The organism is Pseudoduganella sp. SL102 (assembly GCF_027856995.1).
GTDB classification, from domain to species: Bacteria; Pseudomonadota; Gammaproteobacteria; order Burkholderiales; family Burkholderiaceae_D; genus Rugamonas; species Rugamonas albidiflava.
Window position 1 is genome coordinate 3,784,988 of sequence record NZ_CP115554.1, and the last position, 12,045, is coordinate 3,797,032.

General features: G+C 67.0%; 12 protein-coding genes. 6 read left to right on the top strand and 6 right to left on the bottom strand.

What is annotated here, in order from left to right:
* Positions 1–12: 12 nt before the first annotated feature.
* The 3 genes from mshL to OU994_RS16015 all read left to right on the top strand — a co-directional run bounded on the left by mshL (position 13) and on the right by OU994_RS16015 (position 3,954).
* Positions 13–1,788, top strand: coding sequence for a pilus (MSHA type) biogenesis protein MshL (gene mshL / locus OU994_RS16005; protein WP_281606657.1), 1,776 nt, complete (start codon positions 13–15; stop codon positions 1,786–1,788).
* Positions 1,788–2,684: an ExeA family protein gene (locus OU994_RS16010; RefSeq protein WP_131146024.1), complete on the top strand. Its 897-nt coding sequence runs from the start codon at positions 1,788–1,790 to the stop codon at positions 2,682–2,684. Before mshL ends, OU994_RS16010 begins: the two co-directional genes overlap by 1 nt.
* 100 nt (positions 2,685–2,784) lie before the next feature.
* Entirely contained in the window at positions 2,785–3,954 is a 1,170-nt protein-coding gene (locus OU994_RS16015) for a tetratricopeptide repeat protein (RefSeq protein WP_281606658.1), read from the top strand.
* Positions 3,955–4,052: 98 nt separating this feature from the next.
* Here OU994_RS16015 and OU994_RS16020 read toward each other — a convergent pair whose 3' ends face one another.
* From OU994_RS16020 to OU994_RS16035, 4 genes are all read right to left on the bottom strand, one after another.
* A complete protein-coding gene (locus tag OU994_RS16020) occupies positions 4,053–5,069 on the bottom strand; it encodes an IS110 family transposase (RefSeq protein ID WP_281606659.1) in 1,017 nt (338 codons plus the stop codon).
* A 332-nt stretch (positions 5,070–5,401) separates the two neighbouring features.
* Positions 5,402–6,280 (bottom strand): metal-dependent phosphohydrolase, encoded by an 879-nt coding sequence (locus OU994_RS16025; RefSeq protein WP_281606660.1) that lies wholly within the window; start codon positions 6,278–6,280, stop codon positions 5,402–5,404.
* 5 nt (positions 6,281–6,285) lie between these two features.
* On the bottom strand, positions 6,286–7,383 hold the full coding sequence (locus OU994_RS16030; protein WP_373922621.1) for a pyridoxal phosphate-dependent aminotransferase: 1,098 nt from the start codon (positions 7,381–7,383) through the stop codon (positions 6,286–6,288).
* Positions 7,384–7,571: 188 nt separating this feature from the next.
* Entirely contained in the window at positions 7,572–8,063 is a 492-nt protein-coding gene (locus OU994_RS16035; RefSeq protein ID WP_281611650.1) for a putative toxin-antitoxin system toxin component, PIN family, read from the bottom strand.
* A gap of 89 nt (positions 8,064–8,152) precedes the next feature.
* On the opposite strand from OU994_RS16035, the gene yaaA reads away from it, so the two are divergent.
* On the top strand, positions 8,153–8,920 hold the full coding sequence (gene yaaA, locus OU994_RS16040) for a peroxide stress protein YaaA (RefSeq protein WP_281606662.1): 768 nt from the start codon (positions 8,153–8,155) through the stop codon (positions 8,918–8,920).
* Positions 8,921–8,962: 42 nt separating this feature from the next.
* On the opposite strand, the gene OU994_RS16045 is transcribed toward yaaA, so the two are convergent.
* A complete protein-coding gene (locus OU994_RS16045) occupies positions 8,963–9,772 on the bottom strand; it encodes an outer membrane protein assembly factor BamD (protein WP_131146018.1) in 810 nt (269 codons plus the stop codon).
* Between the two features lie 64 nt (positions 9,773–9,836).
* Between OU994_RS16045 and OU994_RS16050 the strand changes: the two genes are divergently transcribed.
* Entirely contained in the window at positions 9,837–10,982 is a 1,146-nt protein-coding gene (locus OU994_RS16050; protein ID WP_373922457.1) for an RluA family pseudouridine synthase, read from the top strand.
* Positions 10,979–11,770 carry a peptidoglycan editing factor PgeF gene (gene pgeF / locus OU994_RS16055; protein ID WP_281606663.1) on the top strand — a complete coding sequence of 264 codons (792 nt, stop codon included), beginning with the start codon at positions 10,979–10,981 and terminating at the stop codon, positions 11,768–11,770. The genes OU994_RS16050 and pgeF overlap by 4 nt, the downstream gene beginning before the upstream one ends.
* 27 nt (positions 11,771–11,797) lie before the next feature.
* Here pgeF and OU994_RS16060 read toward each other — a convergent pair whose 3' ends face one another.
* A complete protein-coding gene (locus OU994_RS16060) occupies positions 11,798–12,016 on the bottom strand; it encodes a hypothetical protein (RefSeq protein ID WP_281606664.1) in 219 nt (72 codons plus the stop codon).
* Positions 12,017–12,045: the final 29 nt, after the last annotated feature.

A 12,045-nucleotide genomic window follows, 5' to 3' on the forward strand; every position in this document is an offset into this window, starting at 1 on the left:
CAGAAGCGAACCATGCGAACGGAGCAAACGATGCGGACCCTGGCGGCGATGACCTGCGTGGCAATGCTGGCGGCGGGATGCGACAGCGCCAACCGCCGCGATACCTATGACACGATCAGCGGTGAGATGCGCAACGCCACCGCGAAATCGGCACAGCGCCAGCACGTGGCGCCCGATGCGGTCGAAGCGGCGCTGCTGCCGCCGGCCCCGGCCCTGGCCGCCACGCTGCCGAAGGCGCGCGCCGTGCTGGACGAGCGCTTCAACGTCGCGCTCAACAACGTACCGGCCCAGCAGTTCTTCACCTCGATCGCCACCGGAACGCGCTACAACATGCTGGTGTCGCCGGAAGTAACCGGCACGCTGTCGGCCAACCTGAAGGACGTGACGATCTTCGAGGCGCTGGACGCGGTGCGCGAGCTGTACGGCTACGACTGGAAGGTGGAGGGCAACCGCATCTACATCCGGCCGCTGACCATGCAGACCCGCATGTTCAAGGTGAATTACCTGACGGGCAGCCGGCGCGGCGTCTCCAACGTGCGCGTGTCGTCGACCTCGATCAACAGCGTGCCCACGCGCGGCGAGGAGGGCCAGGATGGCGGCCAGCAGAACGCCTCCCAGAGCCAGTCGCAGACGCAGAACGGCTCGCCATCCGGCACCACCTCCGTGCAGGACGATGCCAGCAACGTCAAGATGACCTCCGAGACGGATTTCTGGGGCGACCTGAAGGCGGCGCTGGAAGCGATCGTCGGCACCGGCGACGACGGGCGCAACGTGATCATCTCGCCGCAATCGGGCGTGGTACTGGTGCGCGCGCTGCCGGCGCAGCTGCGCTCGGTGGACGAGTACCTGAAGGCCACCCGGCTGGCCGTGGAACGCCAGGTGATCCTGGAAGCGAAGATCCTCGAAGTGCAGCTGAACAACGGTTTCCAGACCGGCGTCAACTGGGCGGCGTTCCGCCAGGGCGGCAACAGCGCCGGCGGCATCGGCGTGATCGCGCCGGGGACCAACCTGGTGCAGCGCAATCCGCTGACCGGGGCGGTCGGCCAGCAGAGCGGCGGCGACACGGGCTTCGCTTCCACGCCGGGCGTCTCGCTCGGCAGTGCCGCCGATGCGCTGGGCACGATGTTCGGCCTGGCGATCCAGACCAGCAATTTCTCGGCGATGCTGTCGTTCCTGGAGTCGCAGGGCACGGTGCACGTGCTGTCCAGCCCGCGCATCGCCACGCTGAACAACCAGAAGGCCGTGCTGAAGATCGGTACCGACGAGTTCTACGTGACCGGCATCAGCACCACCACCAGTTCGAACGTGGGCGGCAACACCGTCACGCCGAACGTGATCGTCAAGCCGTTCTTTTCCGGCGTGCTGCTGGACGTGACGCCGCAGATCGACGACGATGGCCACATCATGCTGCACGTGCACCCATCGGTGAGCTCGGTCACCACCATCAACAAGACGGTCAGCCTCGGCAGCGCCGGGTCGCTGAACCTGCCGCTGGCGGCCTCGTCCACGTCGGAAATGGACAGCATGGTGCGCGGGCGAAACGGCGAGATCGTCGCCATCGGCGGCCTGATGCGCCAGGCCACGTCCAGCGACCAGTCGCAGCTGCCGGGCGTGGGCAACGTGCCGGTGCTGGGCGCGCTGTTCCGCAACAAGGACAGCGTGAGCCAGAAGCGCGAGCTGGTGGTGCTGATCAAGCCGACCATCGTCGACGATGCCGGCAGCATGGCCCCCGAGATGCAGGAGACCATGCGCCGCATCGAGCGTCTCGATCCGCAGCGGGGCCGCTGATGTACGAAGCCCACTTCGGCCTGGCCGAGCTGCCGTTTTCCATCACGCCGGATACCAGCTTTTTTTTCGGCAGCCCACACTCGCAGGAGGGGCTCAATACGTTGCTGGTGGCGGCGCGCAGCGGCGAGGGATTCATCAAGATCACCGGTGAAGTGGGCACCGGCAAGACCCTGTTGTGCCGCAAGTTCATGGCCATGCTGGGCGACGCCTTTCATACGGCCTATGTGCCGAATCCGTACCTGGAGCCGCGCGCGCTGATGCTGGCGCTGGCCGACGAGCTGGAAATCGTGCTGCCGCGCGACGTCGACCAGCACCAGCTGGTGAAGTCGCTGACGGTGCGGCTGCTGGAACTGGCGGCGCGCGGCAAGCACGTGGTGCTGTGCCTGGACGAAGCGCAGGCGCTGCCGCTGGAAAGCCTGGAAGCGCTGCGGCTGCTGACCAACCTGGAAACGGAAAAGCGCAAGCTGCTGCAGATCGTGCTGTTCGGCCAGCCGGAACTGAATGCCCACCTGGCCAGTCCGAAGATTCGGCAGCTGGCGCAGCGCATCACGTTCCACTACCACCTGGGCGCGCTGCGGCGCGACGACCTCGATTACTACCTGGCGCACCGGCTGCGCGTGGCGGGTTTCACGGGCGCCCGGCTGTTCAGCGCGGCGTCGGTGCGGCGCCTGTACCGCGCCACCGGCGGCATTCCGCGGCTGGTCAACATCGTCGCGCACAAGTCGCTGATGCTGGCCTACGGCGAAGGACGCCACCTGGTGGAAAAACGGCACGTGGCGCTGGCCGCCGGCGACACGATCGGCACGCGGCCGGCACGCGCAATGCGCTGGGCGTGGCTGGCCAGCGCGGCGGCACTGGCGGCGGCCGGCGGTATCACGCTGGCCTTGACGAGATGAGGCGGAAGAATGCGCTTGCAGCATGCGCTGGCTGTGCAGGCCGGATAACATAGCCCGACGATAGAGCCCGACGATAGAGCCCGATGATAGAGCCATATAAATGAGCTTGATAAACAAGATGCTGCAGGACCTGGATGCGCGGGGCGGCGCGGCGCGGCCGGCCGCCGGCGGCGACGTGCGCCCGGTCGCGGCCGAGAGCAGCTCGCGCACCGCGATCGCCATCGGCGCCGGTATCGGTGCGCTGATCGTGGCCGCAGGCGCCGGCGGCTGGTATTACCTGCACCGGGAAGCCGCGCCGGCAGCCGCGCCTGCCACCGCCGTCCTTGCCCCCGCGGTTCCCGCCGCGGTGGTACCTGCTCCCGCTGTACCGGCCCCTGCGGCGACTTCTTCCGCAACGCCCGACCCTACGGTGCCCGCGCCCGCAGTTCCGGCTTCCATCATGCCGGCTCCCGCCGAGCCGTCCACCACGGCGCCCGCGCCCCAGGCGGTGGTAGCCGCGTCGCCTGCGCCGGCGGAGGCGGCTGCGCCGCGGCAGGCAGCCGTCCCGCAGCCGGCCGTGGCCGCAACGCCTTCCGTCGATCGCACGCCGACGCCGCAAGTGGCCAGGCCGCGGCCCCCGCGGGCGCCCCGCACGGAACGCGACAGTACCGCGGCCGCACCCGCCATCGCGGTGCCGGAACGCCAGGCCGGGGAGGGCGCCACGCTGACGTCCCGCCAGCAGGGCGAGAACGCCTACCGCCGCGCGCTGGCGGCGCTGCAGGAAGGCCGCGTCACCGAAGGCGTGGGCGCGCTGGAGCACGCGGTGCAAGTCTATCCCCGCCACGAAGCGGCACGCCAGACGCTGGTGGGCCTGTTGCTCGAGAACGGCCAGGCGGACGAGGCAATGCGCCATGCACAGCTGGGGCTGGGCCTGGACAGTAACCAGCCCCAGCTGGCGATGGTGCTGGCGCGCCTGCAGCTGGAACGGGGCGGCCCCGCCGACGTGACGCTGCTGCGCTCGCTGCCGCACGCTGGCGGCAACGCCGAGTACCGGGCATTCCGCGCCGGCGTGCTGCAGAAGCAAGGCCGGCACCGCGAAGCCGCCGAGCAGTATGAAGCGGCGCTGGCGCTGCGGCCGCGCAACGGCGGGTGGTGGATGGGGCTGGGTATCTCGCGGCAGGCGCAAGACCTGCGCCCCGGTGCGCGCGAGGCGTACGGCAAGGCAAAGGAAGCCGGGCTGGCGCCGGAACTGCAGGCATTCGTCGAGCGGCGGCTGGGGCAGCTGGAGTAGCGGGCTCGCCGGCCAGCCGGATTTCTCAAGCAATGTCCCGAAAAATGGGGATTGCCCTTACGGCGCTTCATTAAGCCACCCAAGTGCAAATTCCGGGGTCAGATACCGTCTTGTTTTGCAAGGCCCGAATTCAAAAAATTCGGGTCGAATGGCTTGCCAGAGCAAACCACGCCGTAAATCAGATGAACCAGCTTGCGCATGACGGCGCCGGTGACGGCCTTGGGAGCCATGCCATTGGCGCTCAGGCGCTCGGCAAAGGTCTTCAGCAAGGTGTTGTACCGCTTGGCGACCATGCCAGGCATGTACAGTGCACTACGCAGATCATTGTTGCCGATCTTGCTCATGCTTGTCCGACCGCGCACTGATGTTCCAGAGCTTTTTTGCTTTGGACTGACTCCAATAAATGCCGCAAGTGCCTTGGCCGATCCGAAGCGCCTAATGTCACCAATGTGGCCCAGGACCTTAGCTATCGTAGTGCTGCCAATGCCCGGAATACTGCGCATCAGATCGGCGTCATGTTTCAGGCCAGGATGCCTGTCGATGTGATCGTCGATCTCCTTTTCCAGCTCGGTGATCTTTTGATCGAGCCATTTTACGTGCTCATCGACGTTTTTCACCAAGTCGCCCTGACCGGCAAAATCATGAGCTTCCATCCGGTTCTTTTCCTGTTGCCTGATGTCCTTGAGCGCAAGCAGCCGATCGCTCAAACCCTTGAGTTCACGCTGTTCCTTTGGAGGTGGCACCCAAACTGGCGGCCTCTTCGCAGCACAGAATCGGGCGATCAGCCCGGCGTCAATTTGATCGTTTTTGTTGCGGATGTTTTCGGACTGCCCAAAACCTTTGATGCAGCCTGGATTGATGACGCTCACCATGATGCCCGCATCGTGCAACCACAGAGCAAGCGGCTCGCTATAGACACCGGTCGCTTCCAGACACACGTGAGCGCTGTCTGGAGAGACCTTCTGCTTGACCAACCATTGAACCAGTTCCTGGTAACCCTCCGGCGTATTGCTGAGCGTCTTCGATTTCGCTTTGCCACTGACCAGCAGAACAATATCGAGCTTCTTCTTACTCACATCAACGCCAACTACCGGGGTTACTGCCATTTCCATCATTTCCTCTCTCGTATGCGGGCTTAGCGTAAGAACGCCGTCCCAAGATACCGTACGGACTTCAATGAAAAAACAGGCAAGGCCACCTATCTGACCCACAGGCTCGAAGCCTTAATCCCGAGCGGTGTGACCTTGCCTGGCCGGAACTGCAGCGGAAGTATCCACTGAATTGCCGGTACGCTCAAGATACGAGACCCGGCGGGTCTGACCCCAGCCCTTCGCTGTTGGGGTGAATGTATGCGCTTTCAAGGTGTCGGAAAATGGGGCGCTTCCCCTGTGTTCCATGCAATATCTCTAGTGTCCATCCCACCGGCCTCCGGCGAACGCCGGCCCGCCTACAGGCTGCCCAGCGGCCCCCACACCTGCTTCATCGGCACGCGGATCTCGCTGTCCTCGTCGTCCAGCGCGGCGGCGATCGCGCAGCCATCCTCGCCGACACGGCGCGGCAGCGGCACGGTCAAGGTGCGGCCGGCGGCGTCGCGCAGGCAGAACACGGCGGGGCGGCCGCCATCGCGATGCGCGACGATGCCCCATTCGCCGCTGGCCAGCCGCACCACCGTGCCGGGCGGATACGGGCCGATTTCATCGCGGAACGCCGCCGCCAGTTCGGCATCGGGCGACAGCTCCAGCACGCGGCCCAGCGCATCGTCGGACAGCAGCGCGCGGCGGTAGTTGCGCGGTGAAATCCCGGCGCAGTAGCGGTCGGCCATGCGCAGCAGGTGCGCGGCGGCGTCCACGTCCGCGCCGGCGCCCGCATCCGGCGCATGGTCGAGCAGCAGGCAGGCAAACCAGTCCGGCTCGCCGGCGCGGGTGCAGTGCACGGCCTGCGCCACGGCCTGGTCATGGCGGCCGGTGGCGTGCAGGGCCAGCGCGGCCGAGACCAGCGACAGCAGGTGGGCAGGGCGCATGTGCAGGCGCCGGCCCACCAGGGCCGCGACGACGGCCGTCTCGATGCTGTGGCGCATCGCATAGCTGCCGGCCACCTGGTTGCGCAGCACGCAGGCCAGCGCCACGTCGGCGGACAGGTCGACGGCATGGAGCAGGTCGCGTGCGGTGGCGCGCAGGTCGGCGGGGTCGCCGTGCGACGGCGCGGCCGCGATCGCTTCGAGCCGCTGCTGCACCGCGTTCAGTGCGCGCAGGACGGATGGCGGCGCACCCGGGTGGCCGGCGCCGTCCGGTTCGTCGAGGTCGGAGAGGCGCTCGTGGGGCAGCATGGCGGTCAGATGCGCGCCAGGCGTTGCAGCGCCAGCGCCAGCGTCTCATCCCGCTTGGCGAAGCAGAAGCGCACGATGCCCGATTCCCTGGCCTGGCGGTAGAACGCCGACACGGGAATCGCCGCGACGCCGACCTCGGCCGTCAGCCATTCGGCGAAGGCGGCTTCCGGCATGTCCGAGATCGCGCCGTAGCGCACGCACTGGAAATAGGTGCCGTCCGCCGGCAGCAGCTCGAAGCGGCTGCCGGCCAGGCCGGCGCGGAACAGGTCGCGCTTGTTCTGGTAGAACGCCGGCAACCCGAGATACGGCGCGGGGTCGGCCAGGTAGCCGGCGATGCCGTGCTGCATCGGCGCATTTACGGAAAACACGTTGTACTGGTGGACCTTGCGGAACTCCGCCATCAGGGTCGCGGGCGCGGCCACGTAGCCGATCTTCCAGCCGGTGGTGTGGAACGTCTTGCCGAAGCTGGACACGACGAAGCTGCGCGCGGCCAGCACGGGGTGGCGGCTCATCGACGCGTGCCGCTCCCCGTCGTACACCATGTGTTCGTAGACTTCGTCCGCCAGCACCAGGATGCCGGTGCCGCGCACGATGCCGGCCAGCGCTTCCAGGTCGGCGTCGCGCAGCACGGTGCCGGTGGGATTGTGCGGCGTGTTGACGACGATCAGGCGGGTCTTGCCGGACACGGCGGCCTGGATGCGCTCCCACGGCACGTGGTAGCCCCGCTCGTCGAGCGCCATCTGCACCGGCACCACGACGCCGCCGGCCAGCTCGATCGCCGGCATGTAGCTGTCGTAGGCCGGTTCGATGACGATCACTTCGTCGCCCGGGTGCACGGCGCACAGGATGGCCGTCGTCAGCGCCTGGGTGGCGCCGGCCGTCACGGTGATCTCGGCGTCGGCGTCGTAGGCATGGCCGTACAGCGCGGCGATCTTGGCGGCGATGGCCTGGCGCAGCGCCGGCGTGCCCGTCATCGGCGGGTACTGGTTGTGGCCGGCGCGCATCGCCCCGGTGACCAGGTCCACCAGCCGCGGATCGCAGGCGAAGTCCGGGAAGCCCTGGCCGAGGTTGACGGCATCGTGCTGCGCCGCCAGGGCCGACATGCGCGTGAAGATGGTGGTGCCGACGGCGGGCAGGCGCGTGGCGAGGGACGGCGTGACGGCATCGGCGGGATCGAAAGCGTCGGCGGCATGCGAATGCACGGCGGGGGCAACGGCGGGCGGGAAGGGGGTGCTCATTGCTGGATGCTCATTGCTGGATGCTCATTGCTGGGTGCTCATCGCTGGGGTGTTCATCGCTGGCTCGTGGGCGGTCGGGTGCGACTCATTCTAGCGCAGCATCGGCGCGCGCGGGGGGGGGGCGCCCACTGTTCCGGCGGGATCACGGCGAACATGCCGGCATTGCGCAGGCGCCGCGCCAGCTTGAGCAGCGCCTTGTCCTTGGTGATCAGCATGTCGGCGCCGGCATCGCGCGCCAGTTCCAGGAATTTCTGGTCGTCGCGGTCGGTGCACACGGGCAGGCGCACGCCCGACTCCGGCGGCGCGACGACCTTGATCAGCGCATCGAAGCGCGCCGCGCTGGCCGGGCGGGTGGTCTCGTCCAGCGGCAGGTGCGGGTAGTGGAGCACGATGTGGTATTCGTCGCGGCAGTCGGCGCGCGTGATCGCCTCCACGGCGCCGCTCTCGATCGCCGCCAGCAGCCCGGCCCAGCGCGGGTCGCGGAACACGAACAGGTCGAGGCAGACGTTGGTGTCGATGACGATGCGCTGCGGCGCGGCGACAATGCCGGCCGGCGTTGCTTCGGTCGACGTTACTTCGGAAAATACAGGTATCATGCGGGAAATTATTTCTGAGTAAGCCAGTTTCGAATCATATGCTGATAGTGCTTTCCCCCGCAAAGAGTCTCGACCTCGATACGCCCCCCACCACCGATATCGCCACCCGCCCCGCCTTCCTCGACCATTCGGCCCAGCTCATCGAGCGCATGCGCGAGTTCGCGCCGCACGAACTCGCCGACCTGATGGACCTGTCCGATGCGCTGGCCACGCTGAACGTCGGCCGCTACGCCTCGTGGACGATGGACACGACGCACGCGCGCCAGGCCGTGATGACGTTCAATGGCGATGTGTACGACGGCTTCGACGCCCGCACGCTGAGCGCGCCGCAGCTCGACTATGCGCAGGGCCGTGTGCGCATCCTGTCCGGCCTGTACGGGCTGCTGCGGCCGCTGGACCTGATCCACCCGCACCGGCTGGAAATGGGCACGCGGCTGACCACCCCACGCGGCAAGGACCTGTATGCGTTCTGGGGCGACCTGATCACGCGCGAGCTGAACGGCGCGGCGCGCGATGGCGGTGCCCGCTGGCTGGTGAATTGCGCGTCGGAAGAGTATTTCAAGTCGGTGCGCCCGGCCCAGCTCGACGTGCCGGTGATCACGCCCGTGTTCGAGGAATTCAAGAACGGCAAGTACAAGATCATCTCGTTCTACGCCAAGCGGGCGCGCGGCATGCTGGCCCGCTATGCGGCCGTCAACCACATCCTCGACCCGGAAGAGCTGAAGCGCTTCGACGTGGATGGCTACGCGTTCGCGCCGGACGCGTCGAACGACAGCCGCTGGGTGTTCAGGCGGAACGCGGCTTGATGAGATGGGGCCGGGACGCTGTCCCGGCCCTGGTACCGCGGCTTACGAAGCGGACCAGAACTTCCACCACTTGCGCTCCGGCTTCGGGGCGCCTTCGTCGAGGAATTTGCTGGACGGGAAATTGAGCTTGAAGACGCGCATCGCATCGTCGCGCAGCGCCACGTTGCCCAGCTTGTCGTAGCTGCGCACCATGATCCACAGCGCTTCCTCGATGGCCGGCGAATCGGCGTACTCGCGCACGGCATCCATCGCGCGGTTGGCGGCGGCCAGGTAGGCGCCGCGGCGGTAGTAATACCGCGCCACGTAGACTTCGTACGCGGCCATCGCGTTGATCAGGTACTTCATGCGGTCGATCGCGTCCGGGGTGTATTTACTTTCCGGGAACTTGTCGACCAGCGCCTTGAAGGCGGCGAACGCTTCGCGCGTGGCCTTCGGGTCGCGCTCGGCGGGATCCTGTTCGTAGACGAAATTGAGCAGGCCGATCTGGTCATTGAAATTGATCAGGCCGCGCAGGTAGTACATGTAGTCGACGTTGGGATGGTTCGGGTGCAGCTTGATGAACCGTTCCACGGCGGCCAGCGCCTGGGCCTGGTCCTGCGCCTTGTAGTAGGCATAGGCCACCTCCAGCTGCGCCTGCTGGGCGTACACGCCGAACGGATAGCTCGCTTCAAGCCGGTTGAACAACTGGATTGCCCGTTCGTAGTGCTGTCCGGCCAATTCTTCCTTGGCCTCCGAGTATAATTTCGAAGCGGACCAACCTTTGGTCTCATCCGATTGTTCCGGTAACAGGCTGCATGCCGAGAGACTGGCGAATACAACGGATGCTGCGACTACCTTCAATTTTTTTTGCATGTTCTCGTGCAAGAAGACGTTTAAACAAGATACGACCTGGCTGATTATAGCCGATGGGAATGCTGTGATATTGAATCCTGAGCCGAATCCGGCCCACCAACCCTCCGACCACGACCTCCGCACGGACCTGGACGCCACCCTGCAAGCCGACCTGGAAGCCGACGTGCTTGCCGACGACCTGCTACCGGACGACGGCGAAGTTGCCGGTTTCGCCAACCCGCTGGCGCCGATCGAACTGCAGCTGACGCCCGATGCCTGCGGCGAACGCCTGGACAAGGTGATCGCGAAACTGGTGCCGCAATTCTCGCGCGGCCGCCTGCAAAGCTGGATCGAAGAGGGCTTCGTCACCGTCGACGGCAAGCCGGCCAAGGTGCGTGCCACCGTGTACGGCGATGAAAAGATCGTCGTGCTGCCGCAGGCCGCGCCGGAAGATGTCGCGTTCGCCCCCGAGCCGATCGACGTGGACGTGGTGTACGAGGACGATCACCTCATCGTCATCAACAAGCCGGCCGGCCTGGTCGTGCATCCCGGCGCCGGCAACTGGTCCGGCACGCTGCTGAACGGCCTGCTGCACCGCTGGCCCCAGCTGGGCGGCGTGCCGCGCGCCGGCATCGTGCACCGCCTCGACAAGGATACCAGCGGCCTGATGGTCATCGGCAAGGACTTGCCGACCCAGACCGACCTGGTGCGCCAGCTGCAGGCGCGTACCGTGAAGCGCGAATACTGGGCGCTGGCGTGGGGCACGCCGCGCCTGTCCGGCACGATCGACGCGCCGATGGGCCGCCACCAGCGCGACCGCGTGAAGATGGCCGTTTCCACCGGCTTCGGCGCCAAGCCGGCCATCACGCACTACGAGCGCCTGGCGTCCGGTGAACTGGACCGCCGCCCCGTCAGCCTGGTGCAGTGCCGCCTCGAAACGGGCCGCACCCACCAGATCCGCGTGCACATGGCGCACCTGGGCTATCCGCTGGTGGGCGACTACGTGTACGGCAAGCCGCACCTCACCGGCGTGTTCCACCGCCAGGCACTGCAGGCGCGCCGCCTCGGCCTGGTGCACCCGGCCACCGGCGAGCAGTGCGAATGGGAGATTCCGCTGGCGGACGACTTCCGCGCGCTGCTGGAGGAATGCGGCATCGACGAAGCGTCGCTGCACCAGGATCCCGAAGGGGAATTCGACGATGACGGCGACGACGACTACGACGACGAATGAGCACGCAGAACGTCACCCAATGGCTGGTTCCGGACTGGCCCGACGTGCCTGCGGGCGTCGGCGTGCTGTGCACCACGCGCCGCGGTGGCGTCAGCCCGGCGCCCTATGACGATGGCCAGGGCCGCGGTGGCCTGAACCTGGCCACCCACGTGGGCGATGCGCCGAAATGCGTGGAGCGCAACCGCGACATCCTGCGCGCCGAATTGCCGGCCGAGCCGCTGTGGCTGACGCAGGTGCACGGCACGCGCGTGCTCGACGCGGCCGGCATCGATATCGATGCCGAACCGCCGATCGCCGATGCCAGCTTCGCTGCCGCGCGCGGCGTGGTGTGCGCCATCCTCACCGCCGATTGCCTGCCGGTGCTGCTGTGCGATGCCGAAGGCCGCATGGTCGGCGCCGTGCACGCGGGCTGGCGCGGCCTGGCCGATGGCGTGCTGGAAGCCACGGTGGCGTCGATGCGCGAAGCCGGCGCGGGCGAGCTGATGGCCTGGCTGGGCGCGGCGATCGGCCCGAACCGCTTCGAGGTGGGGCAGGACGTGCTCGATGCGTTCCTGCGCCGCCCCGGGGGGGACGAAGCGGCCGTCCGGGCCGCGTTCACGCCGTTCGGCCTGAAGCCGGGGAAGTATTTCGCCGACCTGTATGCGCTGGCCCGCATCGCGCTGTTGGGTGCCGGCGTGCGGCGGGTGTGGGGCGGCGATTTCTGCACCGTCTCCAATTCCGGCCGCTTCTACTCGTACCGGCGCGATGGCGTGACGGGGCGGCAGGCCAGCCTGATCTGGCTGAAATAATTGGCCAGGCCGGGGCGGCGGGGCGATTCAGCCGGGGCGATCCTCGCTGGCCCGGGCCGCGGCCTGACGCTCGCGCCGCGCCCTGCGGCGCTGGCCGATGCGCCGGAATCCACCCGTCACATAGAGTAAAATTGCAAGAGGAACAACGCAGTAGAGCAGGAACGTCATGATGCCTGCGACGACTGTCGGCTCGGTTACCGACATCAGCAGCACGACATAAATCCAGGCAAGAGCAACGATCAGCATCGGTAGTTTCGGTTGGAATCACAAACAAT